This window comes from Gammaproteobacteria bacterium (assembly GCA_013697705.1).
GTDB lineage: Bacteria > Pseudomonadota > Gammaproteobacteria > UBA6002 > UBA6002 > UBA6002.
On the sequence record JACCWJ010000012.1, the window covers coordinates 1 to 15,912 of the forward strand.

Sequence of the window (15,912 nt, forward strand, 5' to 3'; positions counted from 1 at the left end):
AGATGGTGATGCCAGGAGACAATGTAACGGTAATCGTAACATTGTTGGCGCCAATAGCGATGGAAGATGGCTTACGTTTTGCAATTCGCGAAGGTGGTCGTACAGTGGGTGCTGGTGTAGTAACAAAAGTAGTCGAGTAGCGGCCCTATTCTTGCCTTCTTTTCGGAGAAGGCAAGAAAGACAGAGTAAAAGTTTGATATTTAATAAAATTGATGTACACTAGCCGGTTCATCTTTATGGTGCTATTTGTTTTTTTTTAGGCCAGTAGCTCAATTGGCAGAGTGGCGGTCTCCAAAACCGCAGGTTGGGGGTTCGAGACCCTCCTGGCCTGCCAGATGATTAAAATGCGAGTGGAAGAAAGCGTTAAATGAATTCAAGAACAATCGCTCAGAGTAATCCAGGGGACATAATTAAGTGGTCAATAGTGATCATTTTGACGGTCGCTGGTTTAGTAGCAAATTATTATTTTCACGAAATTGCTTGGCCATTAAGATTGGCCGGTTGGATTATTTTAGCAATTTTTGTTGTTTTTTTAGCCTTGCAAACAGCACAAGGGAAGAGGTTTGAAACTTTTGCCAAAGATGCGCGCATGGAACTTAGAAAGGTTGAATGGCCTACACGTCAAGAAACTATGCAATTTACAATGGGTGTCGTAATCATGGTCATGATAATGGCTTTAGCATTATGGCTAATAGATACTGCATTGTTGTGGGTTGTAAAATGGTTCACGGCCTAGAGAGGGTAGAGAGTAAAATGGCAGAAGAGTTAATAAAGCGTTGGTATATCATCCAAGTGCGTTCTGGCTTTGAGAATCGCGTAGTAGATCTACTGCGTGAACGAATTCGTGTTGAGCATATGGAAGACAAGTTTGCCGAAATCGTGGTCCCCACCGAAGAAGTTGTAGAAATGAAGGGTGGCCAAAAGAAAACAAGCGAAAGAAAGTTTTTCCCAGGGTATGTATTAGTGATGATGCATATGAGCGACCAGACATGGCATTTGGTTAAAAGCATAAATGTGGCTAATCGTTATGTTTTAGGTTTTGTGGGTGGAGATAAACCCACGCCTATTACGCATGAAGAGGCAGACCGAATTCTGCTACGCGTTAAAGAAGGTGTGGCGAAGCCAAAACCAAAAACATTGTTCGAAGCAGGCGAAGTAGTTCGCGTAATAGATGGTCCTTTCGCAGACTTCAATGGTGTAGTTGAAGATGTAAATTATGAGAAAAGTCGTTTAAGAGTCTCTGTATTAATTTTTGGTCGATCAACGCCTGTCGAATTGGAGTTTAGTCAGGTAGAGAAAAGCTAAAACGTTATTTTAACCAGGGGAGCCGCAAGGCGCTAATACCCAAGAGGAGTAAATCATGGCTAAAAAAATGACGGGGCAAATCAAGCTGCAGATCCCTGCAGGTGATGCAAAACCCAGTCCGCCGGTAGGCCCAGCTTTGGGGCAGCATGGCGTTAATATCATGGATTTTTGTAAACAGTTTAATGCGCAAACGCAAAGTGTTGAAAAAGGCTTGATTTTGCCTGTAGTAATCAATGTTTATGCTGATCGTTCATTCACTTTTATCACTAAAAGCCCCCCTGCCGCTGTCCTTCTGAAACGAAGTCTGGGGTTAGACAAGGGTAGTGCCACGCCAAATACTAACAAAGTGGCCAAAGTAACTCGCGCTCAATTAGAAGAAATCGCTACCATAAAAATGCCAGATCTCACTGCTGCAGATATGGATGCCGCTGTGCGCACTATTGCGGGAACAGCGCGAAGTGCCGGTATAGAAGTGGAGGAAGAATAAAATGGCTGAGACAAAAAAACAAAAAGCGATTAGAGAAAAAATTACCCCAGGTAAAGTTTATTCTATTGATGAAGTGTTAGAGCTTGTGCAAAGCCTTCCTGGTGCTGAATTTAAAAAAACTAAAGAAAGTGTCGATGTAGCCATTAATCTGGGGGTAGATCCACGCAAATCTGACCAGGTGGTTAGAGGCGCAAGTGTATTACCTAATGGAACAGGCCGTGAAGTGCGTGTGGCTGTGTTTGCTCAAGGGCAAAATGTAGATCTCGCAACAAATGCGGGCGCTGACAAGGTCGGATTTGAGGACTTAGCAGAAGCCATAAAAGGTGGACAAATTGACTTTGATATATTGATTGCCACGCCGGATGCAATGAGACTTGTTGGTCAGTTAGGCCAGATATTAGGACCAAAAGGACTTATGCCGAATCCAAAAGTGGGAACGGTAACCACTGATGTGGCTACTGCTGTTAAGAATGCGAAAGGTGGTCAGGTACAGTACCGAACCGATAAAGCAGGTATTATCCATTGCTCAATTGGAAAGGTAGATTTTACTGTAGACGCTTTAAAAGAAAATTTAGAAGCATTAGTGGTTGATCTTAAGCGATACAAACCAAGCACTTCTAAAGGTACTTATCTCAAAAAATTAACAATATCAACGACCATGGGTCCTGGTTTACTGGTTGACCTATCAAGTTTGAATATTAAATAAGCCCTTTCTTTGCCAATGTAAAATGGCAGAGTTAGGTTTAAAAGTTCGCGGTAGAGTATTGAAAATTTTCAGTATTCTAATCGTCGAAGACCGCAGGTGTGTTATCATTATTGATTGCACTTAATTTAATGCCTGCGCAGACGGTGTTCCGTTTCAGTGGATTGCCCCTGAACTGGTCACCACAACAGGTAGTGGAGGTTATAAAGTGGCATTAAGATTAGAAGACAAAAAAGTAATCGTTGCTGAAGTTGCAGAAGTAGCGTCAAGATCTTTGTCTGCCTTAGCTGCTCATTATCGTGGTTTAACGGTTACTCAGTTAAATACGTTGCGAGCAAATGCTAGAAAGAACAAGATTTACATGCGAGTCGTGCCAAATACTTTGGCAATACGCGCTCTGGAAGATACCGAGTTTGGCTGCTTAAATGAAGCCTTGGTTGGACCAGTAGTGTTGATGTTCTCTCTTGAGGACCCAGGCTCTGCAGCACGTTTAGTACGTGATTTTGTCAAAACGCATGAAAAATTTGAAGTAAAAGCTTTGGCCCTTGGTGGTAAATTATTAGCCGCTCAACAGCTTGAAGCGGTTGCTCAATTACCAACGCGTGATCAAGGTATTTCACTATTAATGTCAGTAATGCAAGCTCCAGTTACCAAATTGGTACGTACATTAGTTGAGCCTTATGCAATGCTAGTACGTACAGTGGCGGCAGTTCGTGATCAAAAACAAGCTGCTTAATCCAAGTTAGATTTTTGTTAGGAGTCCTATAAATGGCTGTTTCTAAAGATGATATTTTGCAAGCAATCTCTGATATGAGCGTAATGGATGTTGTTGAACTTGTTAAAGCAATGGAAGACAAATTCGGTGTATCTGCTGCCGCTGCAGTAGTTGCTGCACCAGCTGCCGCCGCCGCAGGCGAAGCTGTTGAAGAACAGACAGAATTCAATGTTGTAATGACAAGCTTTGGCGCAAATAAAATTGAAGTTATCAAAGTCATCCGCGCTATCACTGGCCTTGGTTTAAAAGAAGCGAAAGACATGGTTGAAGGTGTTCCTTCTCCTGTTAAGGAAGCGATCTCTAAAACTGAAGCTGATGACATCAAGAAAAAATTAGTAGATGCTGGCGCGTCAGTCGACGTCAAATAACTATTATTTAATTTTTAAGAGTGCCGGCCATTTTGGCGGGCACTCTATTTTTTTGTGACTCATTCACGCCACTTTTTCAATGAGGAACACGCATGCCAAATACACATCAAGAGAAGAAATCTGGTAAATCTGTCAACATTTCTTATTCACATACCGAAAAAAAGCGAATTCGCAAAAACTTTGGTAAAAAACCAAGCGCCTTGGAAGGTTCTTTTCTTAAAAATCATAAATTGGATCTTTTAGCGATACAGTTAAATTCTTATGAAAACTTTTTACAAAGTAATATTGATCTAGATAAAAAACAAGATTTTGGTCTGCACTCGGCTTTTAACGCCGTATTTCCTATTGTTAGCTATTCGGGACATGCCCGTTTAGATTACGTCAGTTATTCCTTGGGCGAGCCTACTTTTGATGTTAAAGAATGTAAGATGCGAGGTTTAACTTTCGCGGCTCCGTTACGGGTAAAAGTTCGTTTAGTGGTGTTTGATAAAGATTCCACCACCCCTGTCGTTCGCGACATAAAAGAGCAAGAAGTTTATATGGGTGAGGTACCCTTAATGACTGAAACGGGTAGTTTCGTTATTAATGGAACAGAACGGGTTGTCGTGTCACAGTTGCATCGATCCCCAGGTGTGTTCTTTGAGCATGATAAAGGTAAAACTCATTCCTCGGGCAAATTACTATATTCTGCTCGTGTTATTCCTTACCGTGGATCTTGGTTAGATCTTGAGTTCGATCCTAAGGATAGTATTTTTGTTCGTATTGATAGACGCCGTAAACTGCCAGCCACCATCCTGTTGCGTGCATTAGGCTATACATCAGAAGAAATCCTGTCGATTTTCTTCGAAACAAATACCTTTGATATTAAAGAAGAAGGTTACACTTTACATTTAATCCCAGAAAGAATTCGTGGCGAAATTGCTGTAAATGATATCGCTGACAAAAAAGGGAAGGTGATCATAGAGCAGGGCCGACGTATTTCAATGAGACACGTGCGCCTTATCGAAAAGGCCGGCATCGAAGAACTTCACGTTCCTGCAGATTACATGATTGGTAAAGTTATTGCGAAACCCGTGGTCGACAAAGAGACCGGTGACATTATTGCCAATGCAAATGATGAGATTACCAACGAGTTACTGAACACCTTTAATAAGGCGGGTGTTAAATCCTTCGAAACTTTATATACCAATGATTTAGACCGTGGCCCTTATATCTCTGATACCTTGCGAATTGATCCTACTGTGAATCCGCTTGAGGCATTGGTTGAAATTTATCGCATGATGCGTCCTGGTGAGCCTCCTACGAAGGAAGCAGCGGAAAATCTTTTTGAGAATCTTTTCTTCACGCAAGAAAGATACGATTTATCTGCTGTGGGTCGTATGAAATTTAACAGAAGAGTGGGCCGACAAGACTTAACCGGTTCTGGAGTATTATCCAAAGAAGATATTATTGCTGTAATTAAAGTATTGGTAGATATTCGTGATGGTCGGGGTGAGGTTGATGATATCGATCATCTTGGAAATCGACGTGTCCGAAGTGTAGGTGAAATGGCGGAAAATCAGTTCCGGGTCGGTTTAGTGCGCGTGGAACGTGCTGTAAAAGATCGATTAAGCCTTGCTGATGTCGAGAGCTTAATGCCTCAAGACCTCATCAATGCTAAACCTGTGTCAGCGGCTATTAAGGAGTTTTTTGGCTCCAGTCAGTTGTCACAATTTATGGATCAAAATAATCCTTTATCAGAAATAACGCACAAGCGACGTGTTTCAGCATTGGGCCCAGGCGGTCTTACGCGTGAGCGCGCAGGCTTTGAAGTGCGTGACGTACATCCGACCCATTATGGTCGTGTTTGCCCAATTGAAACGCCAGAAGGACCCAATATCGGTCTTATCAACTCGCTAGCAATGTTTGCTCGAACTAATGAGTATGGATTTTTAGAAAGTCCTTATCGTAAAGTCATTAACGGCAAAATTACCGAAGAGTTTGATTATTTATCTGCAATTGAAGAAGGTGATTATTATATTGCGCAGGCGAATACTGTCATCGACGATAACGATATGTTAATAGATGAGTTGGTATCTTGCCGATACAAAGGTGAATTTACGCTCAGTACGCCAGATAAAATTGATTATATGGATGTTTCTCCTCGGCAAATCGTCTCTGTTGCAGCTTCATTAATACCCTTTTTAGAACATGATGATGCGAATCGTGCGTTGATGGGTTCAAACATGCAACGGCAGGCAGTCCCTACCCTACGTCCTGAGAAACCATTGGTAGGAACAGGCATAGAACGTTTGGTGGCCTCTGATTCTGGAGCGACCGTGGTTGCTAAAAGAGGTGGCATTGTAGATTCAGTCGATGCTGCTCGCATTGTGGTGAGAGTTAGCGATGAAGATAATAGTAATGATGATGTTGGGGTAGATATTTACAACCTAACTAAATTTACCCGTTCTAATCAAAATACCTGTATTAACCAAAGGCCCCTTGTTGAAGTAGGCGATATTGTTGAGAAAGGTGACGTCCTTGCGGATGGACCTTCAACTGATATTGGTGAATTAGCCTTAGGTCAAAACTTGTTAATAGCTTTCATGCCTTGGAATGGATATAACTTCGAGGATTCAATCTTAATTTCAGAGCGTGTTGTTGAAGAAGATAGATTTACTACTATCCATATTCAAGAGCTCACTTGTGTGGCGCGAGACACGAAGTTGGGGCCTGAAGAAATTACGGGTGATATTCCAAATGTTGGCGAAGGCGCTCTCTCTAAATTAGATGAAGCCGGTATTGTATATATTGGTGCAGAAGTCGATACCAGCGATATTCTCGTTGGAAAAGTTACACCTAAAGGGGAAACACAGTTAACCCCAGAAGAAAAATTGCTTCGGGCAATTTTTGGTGAAAAAGCATCTGATGTTAAGGATTCTTCATTAAGAGTTCCGCCGGGTGTCAGCGGCACTGTGATCGACGTGCAAGTTTTTACCCGCGAAGGCGTTAAAAAAGACGTGCGGGCGCTTGAGATTGAAAAATCTGAGCTAAGTAAAATCAAAAAGGATCTGAATGACGAGTTACGTATTCAGGAAGAGTCTTTATTTAACAGAGTTGAGTCACAACTGTTAAATAAACCGGCAGAAAAAGGTCCTAATAAACTTAAACCAGGTACTAAAATCACCAAGAATTATCTGATGGAAATACCTAAAGAGAAATGGTTTGAAATTAGTCTTCGCAATGATGAGTCAAATGCTCGCCTTGAAAATGCTTCCGCGCAATTAAAGCAACTACGCAATGAATATGCTGAAAAACTAGAAGCTAAGCGTAATAAGCTGATGCAAGGGGACGATTTAGCTCCGGGTGTTATCAAGATTGTTAAAGTTTATTTGGCTGTTAAGCGACGCGTGCAACCCGGCGATAAAATGGCTGGACGTCATGGTAACAAGGGGGTGATTTCGTCGATTACTCCTATCGAAGATATGCCCTATTTAGAAGATGGCACGCCTGTCGATATCGTTCTTAATCCCTTAGGTGTACCTTCACGTATGAACGTTGGTCAGGTGCTCGAAACCCATTTGGGTTGGGCGGCAAAAGGATTAGGACTGAAAATAGGCAAAATGCTTGAAGAGAAACGAAAAGTGGCGGAAATGCGAGAGTTTCTGCATCAGATTTACAATTTGGGCGAAAGTCCAAACGTTGATCTGGACGGTTTGACTGATGAAGAAATTATTAGGCTCTCTAAAAATCTTCGCGGCGGAGTTCCAGTGGCAACGCCTGTATTTGATGGAGCTAATGAAGCTGAAATTAAAAAGATGCTTCAGCTAGCCTCTTTACCAGAAGAAGGTCAAGCCTACTTAATTGATGGCAGGACAGGGGAGCAGTTTGATAGAGCTGTAACGGTAGGGTACATGTATATGCTGAAGCTCAACCATTTGGTCGATGATAAGATGCATGCGCGTTCTACAGGATCGTACAGTTTAGTAACCCAGCAACCCTTGGGCGGAAAGGCTCAGTTTGGTGGTCAACGATTTGGGGAAATGGAAGTGTGGGCACTTGAGGCTTATGGCGCTTCTTATACTCTCCAAGAAATGTTAACAGTGAAGTCAGACGATGTGGTGGGAAGAACACGAATTTACAAAAACATCGTGGATAACGACCATCGAATGGAAGCGAGTATGCCTGAATCTTTTAATGTTTTAATGAAGGAAATCAGGTCATTAGGTATTGATTTTACCTTAGAGCATGATTAGATCTGAAAGGTTATCTCTACCATTTAAGGCAGAGATAACCTGCTTGAATAATTAATAAGAAAAGCGTTTTAGCGCTAGGCCATAGAGTATGAATGATAACGTGAATCGATAGGAGAACAGAATGAGAGATTTAGTCAATCTTCTCAGACGTGAGCATGTTGAAGAATTTGATGCGATTAAGATAGGTCTTGCGTCCCCAGAAATGATTCGTTCTTGGTCTTTTGGCGAAGTTAGAAAGCCGGAGACAATTAACTATAGAACGTTCAAACCAGAACGTGAAGGGCTTTTCTGTGCCAAAATTTTTGGTCCCATTAAAGATTACGAATGCTTATGTGGCAAGTATAAACGCCTTAAACACCGTGGTGTTATTTGCGAGAAATGTGGGGTTGAAGTTACCTTATCTAAAGTGCGTCGTGAGCGCATGGGACACATTGAGCTAGCAAGCCCAGTTGCTCATATTTGGTTCTTGAAATCATTACCATCCCGTATTGGTTTATTATTAGATATGACATTACGCGATATCGAACGGGTGCTCTACTTCGAAGCTTTCGTGGTCATTGAACCAGGAATGACGCCTTTCACTAAAGGTCAATTGCTCTCTGAAGAAGCCTATCTTGATGCAATGGAAGAATATGGGTCTGAATTCCAAGCTCTTATGGGCGCAGAAGCAATCCAAAAGCTACTTCGTGATATTGATCTTGAGAATGAAATAATACATCTTCGTGAAGAGATACCTGTTACTACTTCGGATACGAAGCTTAAGAAGCTCACCAAACGTCTGAAAGTGATGGAGGCATTTGCTCAATCGGGTAATAAACCTGAGTGGATGATCATGAGTGTACTACCTGTTCTACCGCCAGATTTACGACCATTGGTTCCGTTAGATGGTGGTCGCTTTGCTACTTCAGATCTTAATGATCTTTATCGTCGAGTGATTAATCGTAATAACCGTCTTAAAAGATTACTCGATCTCAGCGCTCCTGATATTATTGTGCGCAACGAAAAACGAATGCTACAAGAAGCAGTTGACGCATTGTTGGATAATGGTCGACGAGGCCGCGCCATAACAGGTTCCAACAAACGTCCTTTAAAATCTCTTGCGGATATGATTAAAGGTAAACAAGGCCGTTTCCGTCAGAACTTATTAGGAAAACGAGTAGATTACTCAGGCCGTTCAGTTATCGTTGTAGGACCTACACTTCGGCTGCACCAATGCGGTCTTCCGAAGAAAATGGCTCTCGAACTCTTTAAGCCTTTTATTTTTAGTAAATTGCAGTATAGAGGTCTTGCTACAACGATCAAAGCAGCTAAAAAAATGGTAGAAGGAGAAGCTCCTGAAGTCTGGGATATTCTCGAAGAAGTTATTCGAGAACATCCTGTATTGTTAAATCGCGCACCTACTTTACATAGATTGGGTATTCAAGCTTTTGAACCCGTTTTGATTGAAGGGAAGGCTATTCAGTTACATCCATTAGTCTGTACTGCATACAATGCGGATTTTGACGGCGATCAAATGGCAGTTCACGTACCACTGACATTAGAGGCGCAGCTTGAAGCGCGCACCCTCATGATGTCCACCAATAATATTTTATCTCCAGCGAATGGTGAGCCAATTATTGTACCTACTCAAGACGTAGTCCTTGGGCTCTATTATATGACCCGGGACCGCATTAATGCGAAAGGTGAAGGCATGGCCTTCCAGAATTGTGATGAGGTTATGCTTGCTTATGCCAATAAATCGGTCGACATACATGCAAAAATTAGTGTTCGTATCAATGAAACAATAGTTGATGATGAAGGCAATAAAGAAACACACCGTCGTCGCATTAATACGACTGTCGGTCGGGCATTATTATGGGAAATCGTTCCCAAAGGTTTGCCATTCGCATTAATTGATCAAGCGTTAACGAAGAAGGTGGTCTCATCCCTTCTTAATATTTGTTATCGTCGCCTCGGGCTCAAAGCAACGGTGATTTTTGCAGATCAGCTAATGTATACCGGCTATCGGTATGCAACCCGTTCGGGAATATCTATTGGTGTAAATGATTTAGTTATCCCTAACACTAAGGCCGAAATTATTGCAAGTGCTGAAGATGAGGTGCGTGAGATTGAAAATCAATTTGCCACCGGCCTCGTAACACAGGGCGAGCGGTACAATAAGGTGGTTGATATTTGGTCACATACTAACGATCAAGTTGCTAAAGCAATGATGGAAAAATTAGCAACCGAAATGGTTATTGATGCAGAAGGTAAAGAAGTTAAACAAAGCTCGTTCAACTCCATTTTTATGATGGCCGATTCAGGGGCGCGGGGTTCTGCAGCTCAGATGCGACAGCTCGCAGGTATGCGAGGCTTAATGGCTAAGCCCGATGGTACCATTATTGAAACACCTATTACGGCTAACTTCAGAGAAGGATTGAGTGTATTACAATACTTCATCTCTACTCACGGTGCGCGTAAGGGTCTTGCAGATACCGCGTTGAAGACTGCAAACTCGGGTTATCTAACCAGACGTTTAGTCGATGTGGCTCAGGATGTGGTGGTGACAGTAACAGACTGCGGCACTGAAAATGGCTTGGTAATGTCACCCCATATCGAAGGTGGTGATGTGGTTGAGCCGCTACGTGAGCGGGTCCTGGGACGTGTTGTGGCTGAAGATGTGTATGATCCAAAGACCAACGAAGCCTTGATTGATCAAGGAACACTGTTAGACGAAAAATTAGTAGATATTTTAGAAGAAAGAGGTGTTGAACAGGTTAATGTACGTTCTGGAATTACCTGTGATTCACGTTATGGCGTTTGCGCAAAATGTTATGGTCGTGATTTAGCACGCGGACATTTGGTTAATATTGGGGAAGCAGTGGGTGTTATTGCCGCCCAATCAATTGGTGAGCCAGGAACACAGCTTACCATGCGTACATTCCACATCGGGGGAGCCGCTTCTCGTGCTACCGCTGTAAATAATGTACAGGTTAAGTCAAAGGGCGTCATCAAGCTCCACAATTTAAAAACAGTCAGACATGCAAGCGGAAATTTGATTGCGGTATCTCGTTCAGGCGAGCTTGCTGTCATTGATAGCCATGGTAGAGAGCGTGAACGCTATAAAATCCCATATGGAGCTGTAATATCCATTGATGATAGTGCAGATGTTCAAGCTGGCCAGGTTGTTGCACAATGGGATCCACATACTCATCCTATTATTACTGAGGTGGCGGGTGTCGTTAAATTCGTAGATTTTATTGATGGCGTTACAATGAATCGCCAAACAGATGAAGTAACCGGATTGAGTAGTATCGTCATCATGAGTCCCAAGCAAAGAAGCTCCACGGGTAAAGAACAGCGTCCAATGGTTAAACTCGTCACTGAAAAAGGTGAGGAAATTGTAATTGCAGGCACAAATTTGCCGGCTCACTATTTCTTGCCAAATGGTGCCATTGTAAATATTGAAAATGGCTCAACAGTTGGTGTGGGTGACTTTATAGCGCGTATCCCACAAGAAACATCGAAGACTCGCGATATTACAGGTGGTCTACCACGCGTAGCCGATCTATTTGAAGCGAGAAGACCGAAGGATGCCGCTGTATTAGCTGAGATTTCCGGTATAGTCAGTTTCGGTAAAGAAACAAAAGAAAAGCGCAGATTGATTATTTCTGGGCATAACGGAGACATACACGAAGAGCTTATTCCAAAATGGCGTCATGTGACGGTGTTTGAAGGTGAAAATGTTGAAAAAGGTGAAACAATCGCTGACGGACCGCCAGATCCACATGATATTTTACGGCTTTTAGGCGTGAATGCATTGGCAAACTATATTGTGAATGAAGTACAAGATGTTTATCGATTACAAGGTGTGAAAATCAATGATAAACATATCGAAATAATCGTTCGCCAAATGTTGCGAAAAGTATTAGTTACAGATACTGGAGACACTAAGTTGTTAAGAGGTGAGCAGGTTGAGAAGAATCGCTTAGTCGAAGAAAACGATAAGCTTACTCAAAATGAATTCCCGGCACGATGGGAGCCTGTTTTACTCGGAATAACAAAGGCATCTTTGGCAACGGAATCCTTTATTTCTGCTGCCTCATTCCAAGAGACGACACGTGTTTTAACCGAAGCTGCTGTCAGTGGTAAGCGGGATGAGTTAAGAGGATTAAAAGAAAACGTAATCGTGGGTCGTTTAATCCCAGCGGGGACAGGATTTGCTTATCATATGATGCGCAGAAAGAAACAAACAGCAGCAGTAAAAACGCCTTACTCAGAAGCTGAGGAGAAACGTATTACTGAAAATGAAGTGGAGCAAGCGCTGAGTGAAGCCCTAAAGGCTCCAAGTAATGAAGAAGCTTCTGATAAAGCATAGTGTAAGGATCTGCCCGTTTTAGAAAGTTAAGACGGGTAGATGCAAAAGTTTGTTGCTTACCTGGGAAAAATTGCTAGAATTGGCGGTTTGTCGCTGAATCAAAGTAATCAGGGATTGCAAAGTTCCTGTCTTCAAATTTCTGTCTGGCTTGAAAACATTCCTGCCGGTATTGACATGAGGCAAAAATCTATATAGAATCCCGCCTCCGCTCCATCTTAGGGGTGAGTGGTAATTATTATTTTGGAGTTATTAAAGTATGGCAAGAATCAGCCAGCTGGTTCGTAAACCGCGCAAAAGTAAGAAAGTTAAAAGTAAAGTCCCTGCTTTAAATAGCAGCCCTCAGAAACGTGGCGTATGCACTCGTGTTTATACGACTACACCTAAAAAACCTAACTCGGCGCTTCGTAAGGTCGCTCGGGTACGTTTAACGAATGGCAGTGAAGTTTCCGCATATATCGGCGGTGAGGGTCACAATTTGCAAGAGCACTCCGTGGTGCTTATTCGCGGAGGCCGGGTAAAAGATTTACCAGGTGTTCGTTATCATATCGTTAGAGGTAGTTTAGATACGGCTGGGGTAGGCGGTAGACGTCAAGGTCGGTCTAAATATGGTGAAAAAAGGCCTAAGGAATAAAAGAGGGTATTTGAATGTCGAGAAGAAGTGCTGCGCGTAAAAGAGAGGTGATGCCAGATCCTTTATTCCATAGTAAGGTTGTGGCCAAATTGATCAATTGTGTTATGTCGGATGGTAAAAAATCTACTGCCGAACGAATCGTATATGGTGCATTAAGCCGTATAGCTGGACGTGAACGTGATGAAGAAGCTGGTAGTGGCGAAGAAAGCAGTGCAGGCGGTGCAGCGGCAGCGTTACTGGGCGAAAATGGTAAGAAAAATGCCCTGGAAGCCTTGAAAAAAGCGCTTGATAACGTGAGCCCAAAAGTTGAAGTGAAATCTCGCCGTGTAGGTGGTTCAACATACCAGGTTCCAGTAGAGGTTAGAGCAGATCGTCGCGATGCAGTAGGTATGCGCTTATTAGTTACTTTCGCAGCAAAAAGAGGCGAAAAAACAATGGGTGAGCGCCTCGCAAATGAAATTAGGGATGCCGTGCAAAACAGAGGCGGTGCAGTGAAAAAATGTGAAGATATTCACAAAATGGCCGAAGCGAATAAAGCTTTTGCACATTATCGGTGGTAATAAAAAATGGCACGTCTAATTCCAATAGAAAGAACTCGTAATATAGGCATTATGGCTCATATTGATGCGGGAAAAACAACTACAACAGAACGCATTCTGTTTTATACAGGCGTATCTCATAAAATTGGTGAAGTGCATGAAGGCACGGCAGTGATGGATTGGATGGAGCAAGAGCGTGAGCGAGGGATAACAATTACCTCTGCTGCGACACATTGCTCATGGTCAGGTATGGATAGACAGTTTCCAGAGCATCGTATCAATATTATTGATACCCCTGGTCACGTAGATTTTACTATTGAAGTTGAACGGTCATTACGTGTTCTTGATGGTGCATGTGCAGTATTTGATTCTGTAGGCGGCGTTGAGCCTCAAACAGAAACAGTGTGGCGGCAGGCTAATAAATATGGAGTGCCACGACTCGGGTTCGTTAATAAAATGGATCGTGCTGGCGCAGATTTTATGCGTGTTGTTAGGCAGGTAAGAGAGCGTTTAGGCGGAAATCCTGTGCCTATTCAAATTCCTATTGGCGCCGAAGAAAACTTCAAAGGCGTGGTTGACTTAGTGCGGATGAAGGCAATTTACTGGAATGAAAGCGACAAAGGCATGACCTATGACGCAAAAGAGATTCCTGAAGAATTACAAGAACTCTGTAATGAGTGGCGTGAAAAGATGGTGGAAGCTGCGGCGGAAGCTAATGAACAACTGATGGAAAAATATCTCGATGCTGGGGATCTGTCGGAAGAAGAAATCAAGCAAGGCATTCGACAAAGAACCATTGGGAATGAAATCGTTCCTCTATTGTGTGGTTCTGCATTTAAGAATAAGGGCGTTCAAGCCTTGTTAGATGCTGTTATCGAATACCTTCCTGCTCCGGTTGATGTGCCCGCTATTACGGGTATTCTAGATGATAAAGATGAGTCTAAAGGTGAGCGAGGGGCAAGTGATACAGAGCCTTTTTCTGCGCTGGTATTTAAAATTGCAACTGATCCCTTTGTAGGTACTTTGACATTTTTCAGAGTTTATTCTGGAGTGTTAAAGTCTGGCGATTCAATTTATAACCCAGTCAAAAGAAAGAAAGAACGGGTTGGCCGAATTCTTCAAATGCATGCAAATGCACGCGAAGAAATCAAAGAAGTACGCGCGGGCGATATCGCTGCAGCAGTAGGTCTCAAGACTGTCACAACGGGTGACACATTGTGTGATTTAGATAAGATCATCACCTTAGAAAGAATGGAATTCCCTGAGCCTGTTATTTCGGTTGCTGTTGAACCAAAGACAAAAGCTGATCAAGAAAAAATGGGCATTGCACTTGGAAAGTTAGCGCAAGAAGATCCTTCTTTCCGCGTGCATACCGACGAAGAGTCAGGCCAAACTATTATTTCAGGTATGGGTGAGCTTCATTTGGAAATTATTGTTGATAGAATGAAGCGCGAATTTAATGTCGAAGCGAATGTTGGTAAGCCTCAAGTAGCCTACCGCGAAACTATTAAAAAGCAAATCGAGCAAGAAGGTAAGTACATTAAGCAGTCAGGCGGCCGCGGTCAGTACGGACATGTCAAAATTAAACTGGAACCTCGTGAGGCAGGCGAAGGCTTCGAGTTCGTTAATGCAATCGTTGGCGGTATTATTCCAAGAGAATATATTCCTGCCGTAGAAAAAGGGATTGTTGAACAAATGCAAAACGGCGTAATCGCCGGATATCCAGTGGTGGATGTCAAAGTGACATTATATGATGGATCATTCCATGAAGTAGATTCTAATGAAATGGCCTTTAAAGTTGCAGGGTCCATGGCATTCAAAGAAGGTGCTAAGAAAGCTGCACCTATTCTCCTTGAGCCAATTATGAAGGTTGAGGTTGTTACTCCTGAAGATTACATGGGTGATGTGATGGGTGATCTTAATCGTAGGCGCGGAATTCTACAGGGAATGGATGAAAACCCCACAGGCAAAATTATTAATGCTCAAGTTCCGTTGTCCGAAATGTTTGGTTATGCGACATCCTTGCGTTCATTAACTCAAGGTCGCGCAACCTATACAATGGAATTTACTAAATACACAGAAGCACCTGCAAATATCGCAGAAGCTATCATAGATCAGCAATCATAGGTTAAAGAGGTAGTTAAGCCATGGGCAAAACATTTAAGCGTGATGATACGGTAAGATCGAGTGGTATTGGCAAAGTTTTCTACGAGAAAAAAAGCTTGGTAGGAGCGCTTATAGAGATAATGGCGAGAGATTTATTTATAACACATGATGGTGATAACAATAATCATCAACCTAACGTACTTGGTGGTGATAACAATAATCACCAACATAATGTACAGGAAGAACGTATCAATCAGAGGTTAGAGGGGTAGTTTAATTATGGCAAAAGAAAAATTTCAACGTGATAAAGAGCACGTAAACGTAGGAACTATTGGCCACGTTGACCATGGTAAGACGACATTAACAGCGGCGTTGACGAAGGTGATGGCGGAGCAACATGGTGGTG

At 42.6% G+C, this 15,912-nt stretch carries 15 protein-coding genes and 1 tRNA gene; all 16 read left to right on the forward strand.

Annotation, left to right across the window (positions count from 1 at the left end):
- A partial coding sequence (locus H0U71_03070) for an elongation factor Tu (GenBank protein ID MBA2654033.1) occupies window positions 1–140 on the forward strand: 140 nt, incomplete at its 5' end.
- Between the two features lie 118 nt (window positions 141–258).
- Window positions 259–334 (forward strand) — tRNA-Trp (locus H0U71_03075).
- Window positions 335–367: 33 nt separating this feature from the next.
- A complete protein-coding gene (secE, locus tag H0U71_03080; protein MBA2654034.1) occupies window positions 368–736 on the forward strand; it encodes a preprotein translocase subunit SecE in 369 nt (122 codons plus the stop codon).
- 17 nt (window positions 737–753) lie between these two features.
- On the forward strand, window positions 754–1,305 hold the full coding sequence (gene nusG / locus H0U71_03085; protein ID MBA2654035.1) for a transcription termination/antitermination protein NusG: 552 nt from the start codon (window positions 754–756) through the stop codon (window positions 1,303–1,305).
- A gap of 55 nt (window positions 1,306–1,360) precedes the next feature.
- A complete protein-coding gene (gene rplK, locus H0U71_03090; protein MBA2654036.1) occupies window positions 1,361–1,792 on the forward strand; it encodes a 50S ribosomal protein L11 in 432 nt (143 codons plus the stop codon).
- Window position 1,793: 1 nt separating this feature from the next.
- Entirely contained in the window at window positions 1,794–2,498 is a 705-nt protein-coding gene (gene rplA / locus H0U71_03095) for a 50S ribosomal protein L1 (GenBank protein ID MBA2654037.1), read from the forward strand.
- Between the two features lie 205 nt (window positions 2,499–2,703).
- A complete protein-coding gene (gene rplJ / locus H0U71_03100; protein MBA2654038.1) occupies window positions 2,704–3,231 on the forward strand; it encodes a 50S ribosomal protein L10 in 528 nt (175 codons plus the stop codon).
- A 32-nt stretch (window positions 3,232–3,263) separates the two neighbouring features.
- Window positions 3,264–3,638: a 50S ribosomal protein L7/L12 gene (rplL, locus tag H0U71_03105; GenBank protein MBA2654039.1), complete on the forward strand. Its 375-nt coding sequence runs from the start codon at window positions 3,264–3,266 to the stop codon at window positions 3,636–3,638.
- Between the two features lie 92 nt (window positions 3,639–3,730).
- On the forward strand, window positions 3,731–7,873 hold the full coding sequence (rpoB, locus tag H0U71_03110; protein ID MBA2654040.1) for a DNA-directed RNA polymerase subunit beta: 4,143 nt from the start codon (window positions 3,731–3,733) through the stop codon (window positions 7,871–7,873).
- Between the two features lie 121 nt (window positions 7,874–7,994).
- The gene (rpoC, locus tag H0U71_03115; GenBank protein MBA2654041.1) at window positions 7,995–12,230 is read left to right on the forward strand and encodes a DNA-directed RNA polymerase subunit beta'; all 4,236 of its coding nucleotides are present in this window, start codon (window positions 7,995–7,997) and stop codon (window positions 12,228–12,230) included.
- A 39-nt stretch (window positions 12,231–12,269) separates the two neighbouring features.
- Window positions 12,270–12,425: a hypothetical protein gene (locus H0U71_03120; GenBank protein MBA2654042.1), complete on the forward strand. Its 156-nt coding sequence runs from the start codon at window positions 12,270–12,272 to the stop codon at window positions 12,423–12,425.
- A 61-nt stretch (window positions 12,426–12,486) separates the two neighbouring features.
- Window positions 12,487–12,861 carry a 30S ribosomal protein S12 gene (gene rpsL, locus H0U71_03125; GenBank protein ID MBA2654043.1) on the forward strand — a complete coding sequence of 125 codons (375 nt, stop codon included), beginning with the start codon at window positions 12,487–12,489 and terminating at the stop codon, window positions 12,859–12,861.
- 14 nt (window positions 12,862–12,875) lie between these two features.
- Window positions 12,876–13,421: a 30S ribosomal protein S7 gene (gene rpsG, locus H0U71_03130; protein ID MBA2654044.1), complete on the forward strand. Its 546-nt coding sequence runs from the start codon at window positions 12,876–12,878 to the stop codon at window positions 13,419–13,421.
- Window positions 13,422–13,427: 6 nt separating this feature from the next.
- On the forward strand, window positions 13,428–15,527 hold the full coding sequence (fusA, locus tag H0U71_03135; GenBank protein ID MBA2654045.1) for an elongation factor G: 2,100 nt from the start codon (window positions 13,428–13,430) through the stop codon (window positions 15,525–15,527).
- A gap of 20 nt (window positions 15,528–15,547) precedes the next feature.
- A complete protein-coding gene (locus H0U71_03140) occupies window positions 15,548–15,778 on the forward strand; it encodes a hypothetical protein (GenBank protein ID MBA2654046.1) in 231 nt (76 codons plus the stop codon).
- A 7-nt stretch (window positions 15,779–15,785) separates the two neighbouring features.
- Window positions 15,786–15,912: elongation factor Tu (tuf, locus tag H0U71_03145; protein MBA2654047.1), on the forward strand; the 127-nt coding region annotated here is incomplete at its 3' end.